13 protein-coding genes and 2 pseudogenes are annotated in these 20532 nt (G+C 62.5%); 12 read left to right on the plus strand and 3 right to left on the minus strand.

Annotation, left to right across the window (positions count from 1 at the left end; all coding sequences use genetic code 11):
* Positions 1–136 precede the first annotated feature (136 nt).
* Positions 137–5260: a RecQ family ATP-dependent DNA helicase gene (locus tag IAE33_RS08385; RefSeq protein ID WP_201163132.1), complete on the plus strand. Its 5124-nt coding sequence runs from the start codon at positions 137–139 to the stop codon at positions 5258–5260.
* A 26-nt stretch (positions 5261–5286) separates the two neighbouring features.
* On the opposite strand, the gene IAE33_RS08390 is transcribed toward IAE33_RS08385, so the two are convergent.
* Positions 5287–5889, minus strand: a complete 603-nt coding sequence (locus IAE33_RS08390) for a cupin domain-containing protein (RefSeq protein ID WP_201163133.1) — start codon at positions 5887–5889, stop codon at positions 5287–5289.
* Between the two features lie 45 nt (positions 5890–5934).
* Positions 5935–7884: an oxidoreductase gene (locus tag IAE33_RS08395; protein ID WP_201163134.1), complete on the minus strand. Its 1950-nt coding sequence runs from the start codon at positions 7882–7884 to the stop codon at positions 5935–5937.
* A gap of 127 nt (positions 7885–8011) precedes the next feature.
* Here IAE33_RS08395 and IAE33_RS08400 point away from each other — a divergent pair, with 127 nt between their 5' ends.
* Positions 8012–9055 carry an ABC transporter substrate-binding protein gene (locus IAE33_RS08400; protein ID WP_201163135.1) on the plus strand — a complete coding sequence of 348 codons (1044 nt, stop codon included), beginning with the start codon at positions 8012–8014 and terminating at the stop codon, positions 9053–9055.
* Positions 9056–9095: 40 nt separating this feature from the next.
* Positions 9096–9848, plus strand: a complete 753-nt coding sequence (locus IAE33_RS08405) for a class II aldolase/adducin family protein (protein WP_236406259.1) — start codon at positions 9096–9098, stop codon at positions 9846–9848.
* Between the two features lie 58 nt (positions 9849–9906).
* On the opposite strand, the gene IAE33_RS08410 is transcribed toward IAE33_RS08405, so the two are convergent.
* Positions 9907–13020, minus strand: coding sequence for an autotransporter domain-containing protein (locus IAE33_RS08410; protein WP_201163137.1), 3114 nt, complete (start codon positions 13018–13020; stop codon positions 9907–9909).
* Positions 13021–13514: 494 nt separating this feature from the next.
* On the opposite strand from IAE33_RS08410, the gene IAE33_RS08415 reads away from it, so the two are divergent.
* The 9 genes and pseudogenes from IAE33_RS08415 to IAE33_RS08450 all read left to right on the plus strand — a co-directional run bounded on the left by IAE33_RS08415 (position 13515) and on the right by IAE33_RS08450 (position 20506).
* On the plus strand, positions 13515–14279 hold the full coding sequence (locus IAE33_RS08415; protein ID WP_201163138.1) for an efflux RND transporter periplasmic adaptor subunit: 765 nt from the start codon (positions 13515–13517) through the stop codon (positions 14277–14279).
* Positions 14276–14507, plus strand: a pseudogene (locus IAE33_RS24915) (HlyD family secretion protein); the annotation flags it as partial. The gene IAE33_RS08415 and the pseudogene IAE33_RS24915, both read left to right, overlap by 4 nt.
* Positions 14508–14587: 80 nt before the next feature.
* Positions 14588–15595 (plus strand): annotated as a pseudogene (locus IAE33_RS08420) (efflux RND transporter periplasmic adaptor subunit); the annotation flags it as partial.
* Positions 15592–17691, plus strand: coding sequence for an HlyD family efflux transporter periplasmic adaptor subunit (locus tag IAE33_RS08425; RefSeq protein ID WP_201163140.1), 2100 nt, complete (start codon positions 15592–15594; stop codon positions 17689–17691). The pseudogene IAE33_RS08420 and the gene IAE33_RS08425, both read left to right, overlap by 4 nt.
* A 33-nt stretch (positions 17692–17724) precedes the next feature.
* Positions 17725–18312 carry a GNAT family N-acetyltransferase gene (locus IAE33_RS08430; protein WP_236406261.1) on the plus strand — a complete coding sequence of 196 codons (588 nt, stop codon included), beginning with the start codon at positions 17725–17727 and terminating at the stop codon, positions 18310–18312.
* Positions 18309–18641 carry a DUF6916 family protein gene (locus IAE33_RS08435; RefSeq protein ID WP_201163141.1) on the plus strand — a complete coding sequence of 111 codons (333 nt, stop codon included), beginning with the start codon at positions 18309–18311 and terminating at the stop codon, positions 18639–18641. Before IAE33_RS08430 ends, IAE33_RS08435 begins: the two co-directional genes overlap by 4 nt.
* Before the next feature lie 74 nt (positions 18642–18715).
* Positions 18716–19270, plus strand: a complete 555-nt coding sequence (locus IAE33_RS08440; protein WP_201163142.1) for a phage tail protein — start codon at positions 18716–18718, stop codon at positions 19268–19270.
* A 72-nt stretch (positions 19271–19342) separates the two neighbouring features.
* A complete protein-coding gene (locus IAE33_RS08445; RefSeq protein WP_201163143.1) occupies positions 19343–19894 on the plus strand; it encodes a phage tail protein in 552 nt (183 codons plus the stop codon).
* 57 nt (positions 19895–19951) lie between these two features.
* Positions 19952–20506, plus strand: a complete 555-nt coding sequence (locus tag IAE33_RS08450; protein ID WP_201163144.1) for a phage tail protein — start codon at positions 19952–19954, stop codon at positions 20504–20506.
* Positions 20507–20532 lie beyond the last annotated feature (26 nt).

A 20532-nucleotide genomic window follows, 5' to 3' on the forward strand; every position in this document is an offset into this window, starting at 1 on the left:
GGTTTCTGCCAGGTTGGTAGCGCGCCTTTGATTGCTACTGGGATCAAAAATAATGGCATGATTGCCGTGATCAATCATCAAAGCTCTCCGGCTCAGCGATGATCGCCGGAATAATCAAGCAGGGAATGCTCGTTCGATGTCGTCATTATCTCAGCCCAAGGCCCTGTTACTGGACCTTGAGGTGGTTCCGCCCAAAAACCATCAGCCTGCTCGCATAACGATGGTCGGGGCGCTCCGGCCTGACACCGCCGCGGAACTGGAACTGAAGGTTTCCACCAGCCCGGCCGCAGCGCTGCTACAGGTGGACGCGTTGTCCGCAGGGGCTGGTTACGTTCTAGGGCACAATGTCGTTGAACATGATCTACCCCTCTTGCGCGAACTCTCGCCTGGTATGGCCTTGCACAATCTGCCGGTGATAGACACCTTGCGTCTATCGCCGCTGGCGTTCCCGCAAAACCCTTACCACCGGCTTATCAAGGATTACAAGCTGGTCCGCGATAGCCTCAACTCGCCGTTGTCGGACTGCCGCTCCACGCTGGTTCTTTTTCAGGACCAGCGGCAGGCTTTTGCCCAATTGAGCGAGAATAGCAAGGCTGAGCTGCTTTGCTACCAAGCGTTGTTGGCACCCGACGCAACAACCGAACTGGGGGCTTTGTTCGCTTCCTTTACCGGGCAAGCGCCGCTGGGGTTAGCCGAGCTTCGTGTACAGCTTTCACTTGTACTTCACGAAGCGGACCCCTCTCAATCGCGCGATTTGAAGGTATGTCGAGCGCGGCTGGAACAGCTTCTAGAAGACGATCTGCAGCAAGCCCACTTGCACTGGCCACTGGCCTATGCGCTGGCCTGGCTCCGGGTTTCAGGCGGGAATTCAGTGTTAGCGCCTTGGGTTCGCCATCAGTTTCCAGAGGCGGGTCGACTGATCTTCGAACTGAGGGATGTACCGTGTGAGCGGGAAGACTGTCAGTATTGCCAGACGACGCATGATCCGCGTCATGAGCTGAGGCGCTATTTCGGCTTCCCGGATTTTCGGTACGAACGGCCGGGCGAGAGTCTTCAGCACGATATCGTTCTAGCCGGCATGCGTGGGCAGCATGTACTGGCCATTCTGGCCACCGGTGGGGGCAAGTCACTGTGTTACCAATTGCCGGCGTTGAATCGGTTTCATCGTAACGGCAGTCTGACGGTTATCATTTCACCGCTGCAATCCCTGATGAAGGACCAGGTGGACGGGTTAATAGAGCGCAACGTCCAGTGCGCTGCTGCCCTCAACGGCCTGCTCACCCTGCCTGAGCGCGCTGACGTACTTGAGAAGACTCAAATGGGCGATGTCGGCATTCTGCTGGTATCTCCGGAACAGTTTCGCAATAAGGCGTTCCGGCGCGCGATCCGTCAGCGGCAGGTCGGGGCCTGGATTTTTGATGAGGCACACTGCCTGTCGAAGTGGGGGAGCGACTTCCGCCCCGACTATCTCTATGTGTCACGCTTTATACGTGAATACACAGGTGATCAACCCCTCGCGCAGATCGGTTGCTTCACCGCGACGGCAAAGCCTGACGTGCTGGCGGATATCCAAAGCCACTTCCATGAAAGTTTAGGCATCGAGTTCAAGATTTTCCCTGGCGGCCACGAGCGAACGAACCTGCATTTTGACGTACTGCCCTGCACCAAAGCAGAGAAGTGGGCACGCACCGACGGGCTACTGCGCGAACATCTTGATGCGCAAGATGGGGGCGCCGTAGTCTTCGTTTCCAGCCGTAAAAGTGCTGAAGAGCTGTCCGACTTTTTAATCGGCCAAGGCTGGTCGTGCAAGCATTTCCATGCGGGCCTCGAGCCGAATACAAAGACCGATATCCAGGATGATTTCAAGGCAGGGCAACTGAGAATCATCGTTGCCACCAATGCCTTCGGTATGGGCGTGGACAAAGCCGATATCCGCCTTGTCGTGCATGCTGACATCCCCGGCTCGCTGGAAAACTACCTGCAGGAGGCGGGCAGGGCTGGCCGTGACCAAGGGGACGCACGTTGTGTGCTGCTGTACGACCCGCAAGACATTGAAACTCAGTTTGGGATGAGCGAACGCGCCAAGCTCAGCATCCGTGATATACAGCAAATACTGCGCAAGTTGCGCATTGAAAGTAACCGACGCAAGGGCGGCAAGTTGGTCATCACCGCCGGTGAGATCCTGCTGGATGATGAGGTAGAAACGAGTTTTTCTGCCGATGAGCGCGATGCCGAAACCAAGGTCGTGACGGCGGTGGCCTGGCTTGAGCGTGGCGACTATCTCAAGCGTGAAGAAAACCATACGCAGATATTCCCTGCGCGGCTGGATGTCAGTGAAGACGAGGCCGAGAAACGTTTGCTGAAGGCGAACTTGCCTCTGAGGCGGCTGGAGGAGTTCAGGGCGATCCTGCGTTTCCTGTACTCCGCTGATGCCGACGAGCGAGTGAATACTGATCAGTTGATGAAATTGACCAGCCTGGAGTCTGAAGAAGTCGCCACCGCCCTCAAGCAGCTCGAGGAAATGGGGCTGCTGGTCAACGATTCTCAAATAACACTGTATGTGCGCCATGGCATAGCAGGTGCATCAAGTCAGCGCCTGCGAAACACGCTCGAATTGGAGAGGGCGCTGCTGCAGTGTTTGCCAGAGATGGCGCCAGACGCCGAGCAAGGTGGCTGGCAGGACCTGAATTTGCCGGCACTCACCGCTGAACTCAAGGCGACAACTGCGCTGGAAGACCTGCTGCCGCTGCATGTGTTACGGCTGTTGCGCAGCCTTGCCCAGGACCACGATGCGGATGATCAGCAGCGCAGCAGCTTCGAGCTCCGCCAACTCAATCGCGATTACCTCAAGCTGCGCATCAAAGGCGGTCACCCATGGGCGAGGATCGTAGGGTTTGGGGACGTGAGGCGTACATTGGCCAGCAAGTTTCTAAACCTGTTGGTAGGCAAGTTGCCCCCCGGCATGCGTGGCGCAGATCTGCTCGTCGAGACAAGTTTTGGCGAGCTGCTTCAGGTGATCGAAAACGATCTGGAGCTGCCACATCTTATCCCGGCCGCCAGGCGCCGTAAGGTCATTGAGCACGTTCTACTTTATCTGCACCGCCAGGATATCTTGACCCTCAACCATGGCATGACGGTCATGCGTCGGGCTATGACCATCGACGTCGAAAAGGATGACAAGCGTAAAACGTTTCTCAAGGAAGACTACCTGCGTCTCGATGAGCATTACCGAGAGAAGCGCATCCAAGTCCATGTGATGCGCGAGTATGCGGAAGTGGCTTTAACGGAAATGGCCGATGCGTTACGTCTGGTGCTCGATTATTTCACCGACAGTAAGCAGGCCTTTATCAAGCGGCACTTCAACGGCCGCGAGGACGTGCTGAAACTGGCGACCAGTGAGCAATCATGGAAATCAATCATCGAGTCGCTGAGCACTACCCAAAAGCTGATAGTGGCAGACGATGATGATGTTAACAGGCTGGTGCTGGCAGGGCCGGGCTCTGGTAAAACACGTGTCATCGTGCACCGTATCGCCTATCTGCTTCGGGTGCGGCGAGTACCGGCGGCGAGCATTGTGGCGCTCACCTTTAACCGCCATGCGGCGAACGAGATTCGTAATCGGCTGCTGGCACTGGTCGGCCGTGATGCTTACGGCGTCAGCGTGTTGACCTATCACAGCATGGCCATGCGGTTGACCGGGACACGTTTTGATCGCGGCGAAACAGTACCGGAGCACGCGCTGAAGCAAGTGCTGAGCGATGCAGTAGAGCTGTTGGAAGGTAAACGCAACATCGAGGGTGAGGATGACTTGCGCGAGCAACTGCTGCGTGGTTATCGCTACATTCTGGTGGACGAGTACCAAGACATTGATGACCTCCAATATCGGCTGGTAAGCGCCCTGGCCGGGCGACATGCCGAGGAGGATGGCCGTTTGTGCATAATCGCTGTGGGTGACGATGACCAGAACATCTACGCCTGGCGTGCTACCAATAACCGATACATCGAAAAGTTCCGTGAGGACTATGAAGCAACCACCAGCTTTTTGGTCGATAACTACCGTTCTTCCCTGCGAATCATCGAGGCTGCCAACGGGCTCATAGCCCAGAACCCGGCGCGGCTGAAGGGGGCCAATCCCATACAGATAAACCGTTCTCGGCAGGATATGCCTGCTGGCGGGGTGTGGGAACAGCTGGATGAACAGCGTCAAGGGCGGGTGTTGCGCCTGCTGATCCAGCCTGGCGACCGCGAGCACGGTAACCTGCAGGCGCAGGCGGTGATGGCCGAGTTGGAGCGATTACGAGAGCTAGAGCAGGGCGCTTGGAGCGGTTGCGCTGTTTTAGCACGCACGCATCGGTACCTTTGGCCAATTCAGGCCTGGTGCGAACAGCACAAAGTTCCTTATTTCCTGGCAGCCGACAAAGATACAACGCTTCCTCTCACGCGCCAGCGCGGCTTTATCGTTGTGATGGACTATTTGCGGGGCTTGGAGGGGGATTGTTGTGCAGCTGATGCGTGGTCACGCCTGGCGCGCACCGAGCAGCTGGCAACGGGCGATTGGATGGACTTTTTCCGCGTCGCCTTCGAGCAGATGCAAGGTGAACTGGGCGAATGCCAACTTGGCAGTGCTGCCATGGTCGATTGGCTTTACGATTACGCCCGCGAGCTGCGCCAGCAACCCAAGGGCGGCCTCTATCTGGGTACTGTCCATTCGGCCAAAGGCCTCGAGTTCAGACATGTCGTTTTGCTCGATGGCGGCTGGAGCGCCCAAGTCGATACGTTGGCTGATGAGCGACGGTTGTACTATGTCGGCATGACGCGCGCTGAACAAACCCTGACGTTAAGTGAGTTTGCCAATGGCAATCCATTCAGTTGCAGCCTGGCGGGTGACGTTCAGCAACGGACATTCCATGGGGTACCCCTCGCGGAACTGGAGCTGCGTTATCAGCAACTGTCGCTGAAACAGATCGACCTTGGCTTTGCGGGTCGCCAACTGCCCAATGCCGCAATCCATGATGCGATCAAGGGCATTCGTGAAGGGGATCCCCTAACGCTCAAGGAGGACGCGGGCTGCTATAAACTGCTCGATAGGCAAGGCAACGTGGTGGGGCGAACGGCCAAGTCATTCAAGCCTGAAAATGGTTTCGACCGCTGTGAGGTTGCGGCTGTGATGGTGCGATTCATCGAGGATAGCGACGAGCAGTACAGGGCGTATCACAAATGTGAGCGCTGGGAGGTCGTAGTGCCCAGAGGGCGATGGTAGCCCATGCCCCATCGTCGGCAAGGCCGTTAGAAGGTCGGCGGTGTAATCACCCAAATCACAATAGCGTCAGCTTCACCAGGGTTGCCATAGCGGTGCGGCTGCTGGCTGGAGAAGCTGAAACTGTCGCCTTCTTCCAGCACAAAATGCCGCTCGCCCACCCACAACTCGAACTGGCCGCTGAGCAGGTAACCGGCTTCTTCGCCTTCATGGCTGTAGCTGGTCTGGCTGTAGGTGCCCGGCGGGAAGCGTGAGTGCAGCATCTCCAGCTCGCGGTTGGGCTGGGGGGTGAGCAACTGGTCGACGATGCCGTCTTCGTAATACACGCTCAGCCGGCTGTTCTTGCGCACCACGTAGCCTTCATCCTCGGGCGCAGTGACGGCTTCGCTTGCGAAAAACCACTGGATGGTCACGCCCAGGCTGCGGGCGATGTTGAACAGCGCCGGGATGGACGGGTACGACAGGTTGCGCTCCAGCTGGCTGATGTAGCCAGCAGTGAGCTCGCTTTGTGCGGCCAGCTCGGCCAGGGTCATGCCGCGGCGCTTGCGCAGGCCGCGGATGCGCGTACCCAGAAACTGCGGCGCGCTGGCGCCGTCCTCGGCCTGTGGCGCTTTGCTGATGTGGCGACTCATGGCGATGTCCGATCGACCCTGCAAAGCCTCGGAGTATAAACAGGCTCACAAGGCGGCGGCGACTTTCAAACCTTCATGGATCGCCTCTTCAGCCGTGCGCGGGGCCAGGCAGTCGCCGATGCGGTAGACAGGCGCTAGGTCGCGAATCTGCTCGGCCAGGGTATCGACCGGCTGGTGGCCCATGCACAGCACCAGGGTGTCGATGTGTTCGAACAGCATCGCTTCGCCGCTGGCGGTGTGCTGCAGGTAGACGGTGTTGTCGTCGCAGCCGTACAGCCGGGCATAGGGAGTGATGGGGATTGCCAGCTTGTGCAGCTCGCCGGCCAGCTGGTCACGCACGTACAGGGGCAGGCTCTCGCCGCAGTGGGTGCCGTTTACCGCCAGTTGCACCTGATGGCCGGCACGCACCAGCCGTTCGGCGATGCCTGGGCCAATCCAGTCACAACGCCAGTCCATCACCAGTGCCGAGCGGCCGGGCTTCACCTGGTCACGCAACAGCTGCCAGGCGTCCACCACTTGCAGTTCGCCGGCGCGCTCGAAGTGCGGCCAGTAGGGCTCGGCACCGGTGGCGACAACCACGGCGTCCGGGCGTACACGTTCGACCAGTGCCCGGTCTACCCGGGTGTTGCGCACCACCTCGACACCGGCCAGTTGCATCTCCCGCTGCAGGTTGGTGCTGGCACCGCCAAATTCTGCGCGGCGCGGCAGCAACTGGGCCAGCAGTACCTGGCCGCCCAGCTGGGCACTGGCCTCGTACAGCGTTACCTGGTGCCCCCGCGCCGCAGCCACGGCAGCGGCTTTCATGCCGGCCGGGCCGCCGCCCACCACCATGACGCGTTTGCGCGTGGCGGCTTGGGGCAACTGGCCGTATTGCTGTTCGCGCCCGGTTTCCGGGTGCTGGATGCAGGAAATTGGCAGGCCGCGGTGAAAGTGCCCGATGCATGCCTGGTTGCAGGCGATGCAGGCGCGCACGTCTTCAGCCCGGCCGCTGTCGGCCTTGTTTGGCATCAGCGGGTCGCAGATCAGCGCGCGGGTCATGCCGCACACGTCGGCCTGGCCGCGCGCCAGAATCAATTCGGCTTCCTGGGGCTGGTTGATGCGGCCGGTCACGAACAGCGGAATGTTCAGGCGCGACTTGAAGGTTTCTGCCTCGCGGGCCAGGTAGGCTGCCTCGATGGCCATCGGCGGCACAATATGAACGGCGCCGCCGAGCGACGCCGAGGTGCCCGCCACGATGTGCACGTAGTCGAGGCTGCCTTGCAGGGCCCCCACGGCCGTGAGCGATTCATCCTCCGTAAGGCCTTCGGCATCGCGTTCATCGGCGCTGATGCGCAGGCCGATGATGAACTGCTCGTCGGTGGCGGCGCGCACGGCCGCCAGCACTTCGCGCAAAAAGCGCAGGCGCTGCTCCAGCGTACCGTTGTAGCCGTCGCTGCGGCGGTTCACCCGCGGGTTGAGGAACTGCGCCGGCAGGTAGCCGTGGCTGGCCACCACCTCGACGCCATCGATACCGGCCTGGTGCAGGCGGCGTGCGGCGGCGGCGTAACCGGCGACGATCTCGTCGATCATGGCCTGGTCCAGCGCCCGTGGCATCACCCGGAAGCGCTCGTTGGGCACGGCGGAGGCCGAGTAAGCAACGGCGAGCAGGCCGTCGGCGGACTCCATGATCTCGCGCCCGGGGTGGAACACCTGCGACAGCACCACGGTGCCCTCGGCATGGCACACCTCGGCCAGCCGGCGGTAGCCCTCGATGCAGCTGTCATCGGTGGCCATCAGCACATGGGAGGTGTAGCGCGCGCTGTCGTGCACGCCGGCCACCTGCAGCACGATCAGCCCGACGCCACCCTCGGCGCGAGCCTTGTGGTAGGCGACAAGGCGGTCGTTCACCAGGTTGTCGGTGGGCATCGAAGTGTCGTGGCCGCTGGACATGATGCGGTTTTTAAGGCGCTTGCCACGGATCTGCAGCGGCTGGAACAGGTGCGGGAAGGTCGCCATGGTGTTGAGCTCCGGCTTTGTTTTTATTCTTCAATGAAAATGTACCCATAGTAAAAAATCAACTTGTTTTTTTACTATTGCGGGACTAGTTTTCAATCACCCACAAAAACAAAAAGAGGGTTCACCGATGAAAGCGTTTGCACAAAAGCCCGGCCTTGGCGCGTTGCTGCTGTGCCTTGGCATGGCCACTGCCCAGGCTGCACCGGACATGGTGGTGGTCGGTTACGGTGGCGCCGGCCAGAAAGCCCAGGATGTGGCGGTGTTCCAGCCGTTCAGTGCGCAGGACAACAGCAAGCTGATCCAGAGTGAGTACAACGGGGAAATGGCCCGCATCAAGGTAATGGTCGACACCGGCCATGTGGATTGGGACGTGGTGCAGATCGAGGGCCCCGACCTGATGCGCGGCTGCGATGAAGGCATGTACGAACAGCTGGACTGGGCCAAGCTCGGCCACGCCGACCAGTTGATCCCCGAGGCCGCGCAGGCCTGTGGCTCGGCGGCGCTGGTGTGGAGCGTGGCCATTGCCTACGACCGCAACAAGCTGGCCAAGGCGCCCACCTCGTGGGCAGACTTCTGGGACGTGAAGACGTACCCGGGCAAGCGCGGCCTGCGTAAGCGTGCGGTGTACAACCTGGAGTTCGCACTGATGGCCGACGGGGTCAAGGTGGAGGACGTCTACAAGGTGCTGGCGACCCCGCAGGGGGTAGACCGGGCCTTCGCCAAGCTCAGCGAACTGAAGCCTTATATCCAGTGGTGGGAGGCGGGCGCCCAGCCGGCGCAGTGGCTCACCGCAGGGGACGTGGTAATGACCTCGACCTACAGCGGGCGCATTGCCGCCGCAGCGCAGGCCGGGGCGCCGTTGGCGGTGGTCTGGCCGGGCAGCCTGTACGGCATGGACTATTGGGCGATCATCAAGGGCTCCAAGCATGTGGCCCAGGCCAAGCGGCTGATTGCCTACGCCAACCAGCCCGAGGTGCAGGTGCGTTACGTGCAGCAGATCCCCTATGGGCCTACCAACACCCAGGCTGCCGCTGCACTCGACCCGGGCCTGGCCCAGTGGGTGCCCACCTCCAGGCAGAACCTGCAGGGCGCGCTGTCGATGGACGTGGCGTTCTGGGTAGACCATGGTTACGAGCTGGAAGAGCGGTTCAACGCCTGGGCCAGCAAGTAACCGCTGCCCCCACTTCAATGGCCTGGGAGGCTGCAAGAACATGAAGCATGAACGTGAGCTGCGCGAAGAACTGGCTGCCTGCTACCGGTTGATCGCGCACCTGGGCATGACCGACCTGATCTTCAACCATATCTCGGTGCGGGTGCCGGGGCCGGAGCACCACTTCCTGATCAACCCGTACGGGTTGCTGTACGAGGAAATCACCGCGTCGAGCCTGGTGAAGATCGACCTGCAGGGTAATGCCGTCGAGCCTTCGCAATACCCGGTCAACCCGGCCGGTTTCGTGATCCATAGCGCCATCCATGGGGCACGGGAAGACGCCCAGTGCGTGTTGCACACCCACACCCGCGCCGGGTGCGCAGTGGCGGCGCTGGAATGCGGTTTGCTGCCGGTGAACCAGATGTCGATGGAGTTCTATGGGAAGGTGGCCTACCACGATTACGAAGGGGTGGCACTGAACCTGGATGAACAGCAGCGCCTGGTGGCCGACCTGGGTCAGCAGCCGGTGATGATTATGCGTAACCATGGCCTGCTGACGGTTGGGCGCACGGTGGGGGAGGCGTTCATGCGCATGTATTACCTGGAGAAGGCCTGCGAGATCCAGGTAACCGCCATGGCCAGTGGCAAGCTGGTGTTGCCGGCCCATGAGGTGTGCGTGCACACCGAACGGCAGTTCAATGACCCTGGGCGGCCGGTGATGGAGGGGCAGTTGACCGACCACGATGCCGGGGCGTTGGCGTGGAAGGCAATGGTAAGGATGCTGGACCGGGTAGCGCCGGGGTACCGGGACTGAGCTTGTATTGATGATCGGGGGCCGCCAAGCGGCCCCCGAATACCAAGGCTCACCGGCCTCAGAAACGAACCGTAACCCCCGCATTCACCGAATGGAACCGCGTGTCCGACCCAAACTGCCCCTGATACGACAGCCCAACCTCGGTCTGCCGGTTCAGCTGCACCTTGGCCCCCACTTCGGTCAGTGCCACGTTGCGCGTTTGCGCAATGCCTTGCACAGCGAAGTCAGGGCCACCGGCAAACGCCTGTTCGTTGCGTGGGTCCAGGTCACCATAGGCCCGGCGCCAGCCCAGCGAGCCGAACAGCTGGGTATCGTGGTTGGCCACGCGGGTGTGGGTAGAGGCACGCATGCCCACGGTCGAGAACCAGGTGTCCTGTTTCTCGCTGGACACCTTCAGGGCCGCGGCACCGCCTTTTTCGCGGAAGCTGTCAGCATCGTACTTCACGTACGACACGCCCACGAACGGCTCCAGCGCCACTGCGCCCAGGCCGATGCGGTAGGCCGCCTCGCCACTGGCTTGCAGGGTGTTGGCGTCGCGCTTGCCCTTCAAGTGGTCGTTGAAGCCGGCAAAGGCCACGTTGCGCGTGCTGTCCAGCTTGTGCCAGGTGTAGCCCACGTCTGCGCTCAGGCGCAGGGCATCGAACTGGGCGCCGGTGTACAGGCCCAGGTGGTAGTTGTCGCTGTGGCCCTTGGCGTCGCGGTCGTCGGCATCGAACTTGGAGCGGCTGTAGCCGCCGTACACGCCGGCGCGCCAGTCCTGGGTGATGCTGCCGTCTGCGCCAACCAGCACACCGCCGGTTCTCTGGTGCAGGCCGCTGGAGCCGTTGTTGCCGTCCAGCTTCGACCAGTTACCGAAGGTTTGCGCCCATGCACCACCCTGTGCTTCCGGGGTAGTGGGCATCAGGTTCGACGCCCCCAACGGCATGCGCACGGTGTTGCTGTCCAGCAGGCCGCGCAGGCGGGTGCCCAGCACGCCGGAGACCACTTGGCTGTTAGCGATCAGCGCGGTACCGGTGCTGCTGTGGTAGTCGCCAGACAACTGGTCGATGGCGTTGCGGGCGCTGGCGGCGTCCAGCACCAGCAGGTTGTTGTACAGGCGCAGCGGTTCGCCGCTTTGTTCCAGCACGCTCAGCGCGCCTGCGGTGTTCCACTGGTTCTGGGTGAGTGCCACGGTCTGGAAGATGCCAGGGGTGCCGGCTTCTGGCGGCTGGACCGGGGGCTGCACAGGTGGCTGGACTGGTGGTTCGACCGGCGGCTGAACCGGTGGCTCGACAGGAGGCTGCACGGGTGGCTGCACCGGCGGTTCTACCGGGGGTTGAACAGGCGGCTGTACCGGCGGCTCAACGGGTGGCTCTACCGGGGGTTGCACAGGCGGCTCCACGGGTGGCTGTACAGGCGGCTCGACAGGTGGCTCAACCGGCGGCTCCACGGGCGGTTCAACCGGTGGCGTGGTGGTTTTCTGCGCAATGGTCAGGTTCAGCTCGTTGGCGGTGCGCTGCAGGCTTACGTTCAGGAACGCCGAGTTGGTAAAAGCCTGGGCATAAGCAGTGCCAGCCGCTGCGCCATCTTTCACGCCGCCTTGGGCCGCCAGCAGGGTGTAGGTTTGCCCGGTCTGGTAGCTTTGCGCCTCGTTCAGCGTGGTGACATCGACGCGGGTGCCACGCAGGGTGGCGGCGCCGCTGACGTTCACGCGGTCGGAGCCGCCGTTGCCGGCGATGTCGGCGGCGTAGCGCGAGCCGGCAGCCATGTCCAGGTCACCCTTGATCGACAAGGTGCCCAGCGCGCCTTCGCCCGGCGACAGGGTGCCGCCCGAGGCTACCTGGGTAGCGCCCACCTGGCCGGTACCCGCCAGTACACCACCGTCCAGCACCTGGGCGCGGTTGCTGTAATTGCCTGCGGTGTCGGTGTGGCCCACGGTGCCGTTCACCACCAGGGTGCCGTTGCCCACACTCAGCAGCGAGGTACCCCGCGGGTTGGTCTGGTCCACGTCGCCGGCCAGCACCAGGCGCCCGCCGCGCACCACGGTGCTGCCCGACAACCCGGTCAGGTCGCCGCTCAGGGTGGTGTCGCCGCTGAACGCATACACCCGGCCAGCGCCGCTGATGCTGTTGGCGAACTGCAGGTTGTTGTCGGTGTGGTTGAACGCCAGTGAACCACTGCCAGCGCCAAAGCGTATGGCGGTTTGCGGATCCACACGACCGGCTGCCTTGGCGGGGCCAGCGGTGATCGCATCGATGTCGGTGCGGCTGTCGTCACGCACCACGGCACCGCCGATGGCGAGGGTGCCGCGTGCGGCACTGTTGATACTCGTCAATTCACTGATGTCAATACCGTCAGTGCTGCTTAACTCCGCCCCGTCGGCCAACACCAAAATGGTGCTCGACGTGGTGGTGCCCAAGGTCATGGCGCGGGTGGCCAGGCGTGTGCCTTCACCCGCTACGCTGACCACGGTGTTGCGGCTGGTGTTGGCCGAGCCCAGGGTCATCGAATCGCTGGTCAGCACGGCGCCGCTGCTCAAGCTCAGGTCGTTGCGGTTGCGGAAGGTGCCGGTGTTGTCCCAGCGGGTTCCAGCGCCCGACAAATCGCTGATGGAGTTGATGGCTACGCGTTCGCTGGCCAGTTGCCCGCCCTCTTTGAGGGTGATGCGCGAGTCGTACAGGAACACCCCCCCAGAACTGACTTGTACCGTATCCACCTTCGAGCCTTGACCGCTCACCACCAGGTTTGCCCGGGAAAAGCCATTGCCCGCATTGCCGTTGTCGCTGAGCTGAAGGTCACGCACAGACACCTGCCCGCCATCCAGCACGTTCAGCGTGCCTTGGCCTGCGCCGCCAACGACGATGGTGTTGCCCAATACGGCATTGGTGCGTGGGACCGTCCAGCGGGTGCCCGGCCCTTGCACTGTGACCGTCGCCATGGCTGTGCTGGCTTGGTCGTTAGTGAAAGTGCCACCGATGCGGCCGCCTTTGCTGGTGAGTTCGGCGCCATTGTTGATGGTGAGGCTGGCAGGCACACCGTCGCCGGGCCGCAGCGAGACGGTGCCGTCATAGGCGCGGTCACTGCTGAAGGTGTCCTGCCCACTGTTGAGGATATAGTCCGCGGCGTGTGCGTCCGGCAACACGGCGAGGGTGATCGCCAAGGTGAGCGGGGATAGTCTGAATAGGGGGTTCATAGCGACTCCAGATACTCCATTAGATGCCACTGGCGTGGCCGCCGGCCCTGAAGGCGCTGGCGTTCCTGTGTGCAACAGTTAACAGAGGGAGTATCGAGAGGGGGGGAAGGGGTGGAAATAGTACGCATGTACTAGTTGCGTCGGAACGTGACGCAGCGCACGAAATGCAACTGCGTCTTGGGTATTAGGCGCCGCGCAATTTGCGGCGGCCATGCAACTTGAAAAAGGGCTTTACGCTGCCCTTCGAAAAAGTTCAAAAAATCGATCATCGGCCCACTTCCGGCCTACCAAAAACACTGATAGCATCGCGCCACTTTCAGCGTGATCGTTACCCCGAAGTCTCTGTGATTACTGCACTGGCTGTTGCCCGTATTGCCCCTGGCGGTGCGCGTGATTTGCGACCCTGGCTGCCGACCAACGGCCGCTAAGGTGCTTGCCCAGGCGGCCGATATACCTATTCGAACAATCAAGCTTTTTTACAGGGATGTGGCGCAATGAAGCACGCAGTGTGGTGGGCGGCGTTGGCGTTGGTCAGTGGCATGGCGCAGGCCGCCACTGAAAGCGACCCCTTGCTCGATGGCGCCGCAGCCAGCAGTGGCAGCGAGGTGCGCGGTGTGCTGCGGGCACGGTCCCAGGCGGTGCTGGCCAGCGAGCTGCCAGGCCGGGTAACGGACATCCCCTTTGCCGAGGGCCAGTCGTTCAAGAAGGGCGACGTGCTGGTGCGTTTCGACTGCAGTGCTTTCCAGGCCCAGGCCAACGCATCGGCAGCTTCGGTGCGTGCCGCCCGCGAAGAACTGCGCAACAAGCAGCAACTGGCGGCGCTCAATTCCGTCGGCCGTTTCGAGGTGTCCTTGGCCGAGGCGCGTCAGGCCCAGGCCCAGGCTGAAGCCCAGGTGTACCAGGTGCAGGTGCAACGCTGCCAGGTGAAGGCGCCCTACGATGGGCAGGTGGTGCAGCGCCGTGTGCAGGCCCACGAAAGCGTGGCCAGTGGTGCGCCACTGCTGGAAATCGTCGACAATCGTTCGCTGGAAATCCACCTGCTGGTGCCATCGCGCTGGCTGGGCAAGCTCAAACCCGACCAAACCTTTACCTTCGTGCCCGATGAGACCGGCAAGCCGATCGACGCCGTGGTCAAGCGCCTTGGCGCGCGCATCGACGAAGGCAGCCAGACCCTGCTGCTGATTGGCAACCTGCCGGCCAATACCCCCGGCCTGCTGGCAGGCATGAGCGGTACCGCACGTTTCGCGGAGCCGCAATGAACGCGCCCGTGCCCGGCCCGCTGGAACAGCTGCTGGCGCACTACCTGAAGCTGGAGCGCCAGGCCCGGGCCGCGGTGTCCACCGAGGTGCTGGCCTTCAGCATGGTCAACGACAGCCAGCCACTGTTCGGCTACCGCCACGGCGCGCTGTTGATTGCGGGCAAGGTGCGTGCGCTTACCGGCATCAGCGTGGTCGAGCCGAATGCGCCCTTCGTGGTGTTCATCGAACGTATGGCTGGGCGCCTGGCTGGCGGGGACCGCTTCGCGCTGCCGGGCGTGGTGGCGCTGGACAGCGCCGACAGTGCCAGCCAGGAAGACTGGCTGGCACTGTCGGCGCCCCATGCCTTCTGGCTGCCGCTCAAGGGCCGCGATGGCCAGGTATTTGGTGGCCTGTGGCTGGCCCGCGACAACCCCTGGAGCGAGGCCGAGCAGGTGCTGCTTGCACAACTGGGTGACTGCTATAGCCATGCCTGGCGCGCGCTGCAACCGGGCAAACCCTGGCGCCTGCGTTGGCCGGCCCGTACCCGCTGGGCAGTGGCGGTAGCACTGCTGCTGGTGCTGTTGATTCCGGTACGCCAGTCGGTACTGGCCCCGGCAGAGGTTGTGCCGCGCAATGGCCAGGTGGTTGCTGCACCGTTGGATGGGGTGGTCGCAGAGTTTCTGGTCAAGCCCAACCAGCCGGTTAAAACCGGTGACGTGCTGGTGCGCTTCGATGCCACCAGCCTCAAGGCCCAGGCCGATGTGGCGCAGCGCACCCTGGGTGTGGCCGAGGCGGAACTCAAGGCCAATACCCAGCGCGCATTCTCCGATGCCGACTCCAGCGCCCGTATCGACTTGTTGGCCGCACGGGTCGAGCAAAAACGCGCTGAGCGTGACTACGCCCGCGACCTGCTGGCCCGCAGCCAGGTACGCGCCGAGCGCGACGGCATCGCAGTGTTTGCCGATGCCCAGCGCTGGGTCGGCAAACCCATGCGTACCGGTGAACGGCTGATGGAGATCGCCAACCCGGCCCAGGCCGAGCTGCGTATCGAACTGCCGGTGGCGGATGCCATCGGCCTGGAGAAGGGCGCTGAAGTGGCGTTGTTTCTCGACAGTGACCCACTGAACCGGCACCGCGCCGTGCTGGAACGTGCCGCCTATCAGGCGCAAACCACCCCAGCCGGGCAGTTGGCCTATCGGCTGGATGCAGGCTTCGAGCAAGCACCACCGCGCATAGGCTTGCGCGGCACCGCCAAGGTATTCGGTGCCCGTGCCCCGCTGGCCCTTTACGTGCTGCGCCGGCCACTGGCAGCCCTGCGCCAGGCGGTGGGCCTGTGAACCTGCCGGCGCTGCGGCCAGACCTGCAACTGTCGCCAGGCGCCCCGGGCCTTGACGGTGCCCCGCAATGGACCCTGGCCGACCCCCTGCGTGGCCGCTATTTCAAGCTGGGTGCCCCGGCCATGCGCCTGTTGCGCCACTGGGCACTGGGCGACCCACAGCGCGTGTTGAGCGCGGCCAATGCCGAACCAGGCGCCCCATTGACCGGGCAGGCCATGGAAGAGCTGCTGCGTTTTTTGCGCGGGCACGACCTGGTCAGCGCCGTGGATGCCGAGCAACGGGCCAGCTATGCGGCCAAGGCAGCGGCGCAGCGCCAGGGTATCTGGGCGCAGGTCCTGCACAAATACCTGTTTTTCCGCATACCGCTGTGGCGCCCGGATGCCTTCCTTAACCGCACCTGGCCGTGGCTGGAGCGTCATGGGCCGTACCTGCTGCGTTACGCCCTGCCCGCCGTGCTGCTGCTCGGGCTGTTTCTGGTGATGCGTGACTGGGAGCGTTTTCTGGCTACCTTTCCGCACCTGCTCAGCCTTGGCGGTATGGTCGCGTTTGGTGTCGCCCTGGGTTTTGCCAAGCTGTGCCACGAATTCGGCCACGCCTACATGGCCAAGCGCGCCGGTTGCCGGGTACCGAGCATGGGCGTGGCGTTCATGGTGCTGCTGCCCATGCTGTACACCGATGTCAGCGATGCCTGGCGTGTGCAAGACCGCCGCACGCGCCTGTTGATCGGTGCCGGCGGCGTGCTGGCCGAGCTGGTGCTGGCCTGCATCGCACTGCTGGCCTGGTCGTTGTTACCGGACGGGGCAGGGCGCACCGCAGCCTTCATGCTGGCCAGCGCCACCTGGCTGACCACACTGGCGATAAACATCAACCCGTTGATGCGCTTCGACGGGTATTTCCTGCTCAGTGACCTGTGGGGCGTCGACAACCTGCAGGGCCGTGCGTTCGCCCTGGGGCGCTGGCAATTGCGGGAAAAGCTGTTTGGCTATGGCGAGCCGATGCCCGAACGCTGGTCGCCAGCCCTGCGCCGTCGCCTGCTGTGCTGGAGCTACGCGTCGTGGCTGTGGCGCGCCGTTCTGTTCTTCGGCATTGCCCTGGCGGTGTATCACCTGTTCTTCAAGGTGCTCGGCATTTTCCTGATGATGGTCGAGCTGGTGTGGTTCATCGGGTTGCCGGTATGGAACGAGTGCAAGCACTGGTGGCAGCACCGGGCCAAGGCCCAGCCGCGCAAGGTGCTGATGCTCGGCAGCAGCCTGGTGCTGCTGCTGGCGCTGCTGCTGGTGCCGTGGCGCAGTGGGGTCGAGGTGCCGGCGATGCTCCAAGCCTCGCGTGTGAGCGCCTTGCATGCGCCCACTGCGGCGCAGGTGCACGAGGTGTTGGTAAAGGATGGGCAGGCGGTACAGGCCGATCAGGTTCTGGTGGCCTTGGTGTCGCCTGATCTGGAGGCCCGCATGGCCATTGGCCGGCGCGAGATCGAGATACTTCAGTTGCAGCTGCGGCGCCAGTCCGGTCGCAGCCAAACCGCGGCCGACACTGGCATCCTCGAACAGCGCCTGGCTGAGGCCGTGGCCGAGTACCGAGGCCTGGCCGCTCAACGCCAGCGCTTGATGATCCGTGCGCCCTACACCGGTACGGTGCGCGACATGGCCGACAACCTTGCGCCGGGGCGCTGGGTTGGCAGTGAGCTACCGCTGGCACAGGTGATCGAGGCAGGCCAGCGCGTGCGTGGGTATGTAGCCGAGGCGGACCTCTGGCGGGTGACGACGGGCATGGCGGGGCAGTTCATTGCCGACGACATCCTGCGCACTTCGCTACCCGTCACCCTGGACGCGGTAGACACCAACGGCGTGGCCTATATTGATGAGCAAGCCCTGATCTCAGACCACCAAGGGCGCATCGCAACACGCCAGGACGAAGAGAAGAGGGCGCAGCCATTGCAGGCGCAATATGGCGCCCAATTCATGCTGGGCAAGCCTGCATCCGAGCAGTTTGCACACCCGTTGCGTGGCGTTGTGGTGCTGCAGGGCAGGGCGGAGTCGCTGATCGTGGCAGCGTGGCGAAAGATCGCTGCAATCGGCGTGAGGGAAAGTGGATTTTGATAGCTGGATTGTAAGACAATCTGCTATACGATAATGGCATATAGCCACACTGTTGACGGTGACCGTGTTCACGCCAGCCGTCGATTTACGCAGTTACCCATGACAGGGAAGTTTGCTTTGATGTCCAAGTGCGCTGTGGCTCTGCGTGCCCTGGAAACGGGCGACATGCAATTCATCGAACATCTTTACGCCACCAGCCGCGCGGGTGAAATGTCCCATAGCGGCTGGCCTGCAGAGCAGATCGAGCGGTTTCTGCACATGCAGTTCAACGCGCAGCACACCTATTACCAACAGCACTTTACCGATGCTGAGTTTTATATCGTCGAACGGGCTGGCGAGCCTGTCGGCCGCCTTTACATGCGCTTCGGCGTCACCTGCGCCGTACTGATCGATATTGCCCTGCTGCCAGCCTACCAGCGGCGCGGGATCGGTACCGCCCTGCTCGAAAACATGTTGCACCGCGCCGACAACCTGCAACTGCCCGTCGAGTTGTCTGTGGAACCCTACAACCCGGCGCAGCAGCTTTATCAGCGCTTCGGATTCGAAGTCATCAACCAAGCTGGGGTTTACCTGCGCATGCGGCGCGAAGCCCCGGCTCACCCAAGCAGGATGCCCTCATGAGCGATGTGATCGATTACAAGATGCCCAGCTACGCCGAGCTGGAGGGCGCACCCGCCGAGGGTTTCGCCCTCCAGGTAGCGCCTGGGCAGTATGTGCAGGTCGAGCGTGTGGCCTTGCGCGTGGGCGTCGCGATGAACGCAGACTACGAATGCTATGCGGCCATCTTCGCGCTGCCGCAGGGCGTGGTCTTGCCTCAAGCAGTGTTCCGCCTTCGCGGCCCTGCCGTCCAGGCGCAGGAATGGGTGCTGCTGATGACGCCGACCCAGCCCGAACCTGATGGCCGCCACGCGCTTGAAGCGGTGATTCATCGCCTGCGCCACGCTGCCTGACGGGCCATCCAGCGCCAAGCACCTCAAGCGTTGATCGAGAGATTCCCAACCCCAGCAACAAAGGACTTGTTCGAATGAGTGATGCATACATTGGTGAGATTCGGATGTTTGCGGGCAATTATGCGCCGGTTGGCTGGATGATGTGCCAGGGCCAGCTGCTGCCTATCTCGCAGTACACAGCGCTGTTTTCAATTCTCGGCGTCACCTACGGTGGTAATGGGGTCAGCGATTTCGCGCTGCCGCACTTTGGCGGGCGCATGCCGGTTGGCCTGGGGAAGGCGCCCACAGTGACAACCTCCTACGTGCTGGGCCAGGTTGACGGGGCCGAGACCGTCACCGTGCTCGCCAGCAACATGCCCGCGCACACCCACACGCTGGGTGCAACCAGCCAGCAGGGCGTCACCAACGTACCGGGGCCATCGACCTATTTGGCTGCGGTCACGGATGCGGCGGGCTCGCCCGTCAATATTTATGGCGACACAGGCAATGCCAGCACGCCACTGAATACCACCCTGGCGCCGCAATCGCTGTCGGTGACCGGCGGCAGTGCGCCGCTCGACATTCGCAACCCGTACCTGGCCCTGTCGTTCATCATTTGCGTCTCAGGGGAATACCCACCTCACCCCTAAAAGCCGGCACTACGGGCCCATAGAGGCCGTTACTGCATCTGTTCAACTACGCGCAAACAAAGGAAGTGTTCGATGAGTGACCCTTTCATCGGCGAGATCAAGATGTTCGCCGGCAACTATGCACCCTACGGTTACGCCCAGTGTATGGGCCAGGTCATGGCGGTCAGCCAGAACCAGGCGTTGGCCGCTATCGTGGGCCCTACCTACGGTGGTGATGGGCGTACCACCTTTGGCCTGCCGAACCTCGGTGGTGTCACGCCGATAGGTCAGGGCCAGGCCCCCGGCTGCGATGCGTACAGCTGGGCTGAGTCGGGTGGCAAGGAAACGGTGCAACTGATGAGCACTAACATGCCGGCCCACACCCACCCCGTGCAGGGGACGCAGGCGGTGGGTGTAACCAACATTCCGTCGCCTACCGCTTTTCTGGCAGCAGCCGAAGATGCGGCCGGCACGCCGGCGAACATCTATGGCAGCGCCAACGACCCCAAGACGCCGATCAATACCTCCCTGTACCCGCAGGCGGTGAGTGTGGTTGGGGGTAGCTCGCCGATTTCGCTGCGCAACCCCTACATGACCATCAGCTTCATTATCGCGCTGACAGGTGAATTTCCGATCAAGCCGTGACCCTGCCGTGATGCAGGCTTGAGGCTTCTCCCCATTACGCAGCAAAGGACGTGTTCGATGAGTGAGCCATTTATTGCGGAAATCAAAATGTTTGCCGGTAACTACGTGCCCAGGGGTTATGCCCTCTGCCAGGGCCAGTTACTGCCGTTACAGCAGAACCAGGCCCTGGCGGCAGTGATCGGCAACCTGTACGGCGGTACGCTCCCCCAGACTATAGGTTTGCCGCACTTCGGTGGCGTATCGCCAATTGGGCAGGGCCAGGCGCCGGGTATAGCCGCTGCTTTCTCAGCCGGGCAGGGAGGCGGTGCGCAAACTGTGACCTTGACCAACAACAACCTGCCTCTTCACACCCACCAGCTGGGCGCGAGCAATCAGGAGGCCGTTGGCAACGCCCCGAGTTCCACGGCGATTCTGGCAGCGGCCACCGACAGTGCGGGCACCCCGCTGAACATCTATGGGCAGGCCGGTAATGCGGCCACGCCAATGGACACGCAGTTGGCCACGCAGGCAATTGGGCAAAGTGGTGCTTCGGCGCCTCTTTCTGTACGCAACCCGTGCCTGGCTGTCTCGTTCATCATCGCGTTGACGGGCATCTACCCTTCGCGTAATTGACCGGCATCAACCCGCTGACCGGCATG

The organism is Pseudomonas sp. S60 (assembly GCF_016647865.1).
Taxonomy (GTDB): Bacteria; Pseudomonadota; Gammaproteobacteria; order Pseudomonadales; family Pseudomonadaceae; genus Aquipseudomonas; species Aquipseudomonas parafulva.

Excerpts from the sequence above, each read along its gene's own strand:
- IAE33_RS08385 (WP_201163132.1), top strand. The coding sequence starts at position 137 with ATGTCGTCATTATCTCAGCCCAAGGCCCTGTTACTGGACCTTGAGGTG.
- IAE33_RS08390 (WP_201163133.1), bottom strand. The coding sequence starts at position 5,889 with ATGAGTCGCCACATCAGCAAAGCGCCACAGGCCGAGGACGGCGCCAGC.
- IAE33_RS08395 (WP_201163134.1), bottom strand. The coding sequence starts at position 7,884 with ATGGCGACCTTCCCGCACCTGTTCCAGCCGCTGCAGATCCGTGGCAAG.
- IAE33_RS08400 (WP_201163135.1), top strand. The coding sequence starts at position 8,012 with ATGAAAGCGTTTGCACAAAAGCCCGGCCTTGGCGCGTTGCTGCTGTGC.
- IAE33_RS08405 (WP_236406259.1), top strand. The coding sequence starts at position 9,096 with ATGAAGCATGAACGTGAGCTGCGCGAAGAACTGGCTGCCTGCTACCGG.
- IAE33_RS08410 (WP_201163137.1), bottom strand. The coding sequence starts at position 13,020 with ATGAACCCCCTATTCAGACTATCCCCGCTCACCTTGGCGATCACCCTC.
- IAE33_RS08415 (WP_201163138.1), top strand. The coding sequence starts at position 13,515 with ATGAAGCACGCAGTGTGGTGGGCGGCGTTGGCGTTGGTCAGTGGCATG.
- IAE33_RS08430 (WP_236406261.1), top strand. The coding sequence starts at position 17,725 with ATGGCATATAGCCACACTGTTGACGGTGACCGTGTTCACGCCAGCCGT.
- IAE33_RS08435 (WP_201163141.1), top strand. The coding sequence starts at position 18,309 with ATGAGCGATGTGATCGATTACAAGATGCCCAGCTACGCCGAGCTGGAG.
- IAE33_RS08440 (WP_201163142.1), top strand. The coding sequence starts at position 18,716 with ATGAGTGATGCATACATTGGTGAGATTCGGATGTTTGCGGGCAATTAT.
- IAE33_RS08445 (WP_201163143.1), top strand. The coding sequence starts at position 19,343 with ATGAGTGACCCTTTCATCGGCGAGATCAAGATGTTCGCCGGCAACTAT.
- IAE33_RS08450 (WP_201163144.1), top strand. The coding sequence starts at position 19,952 with ATGAGTGAGCCATTTATTGCGGAAATCAAAATGTTTGCCGGTAACTAC.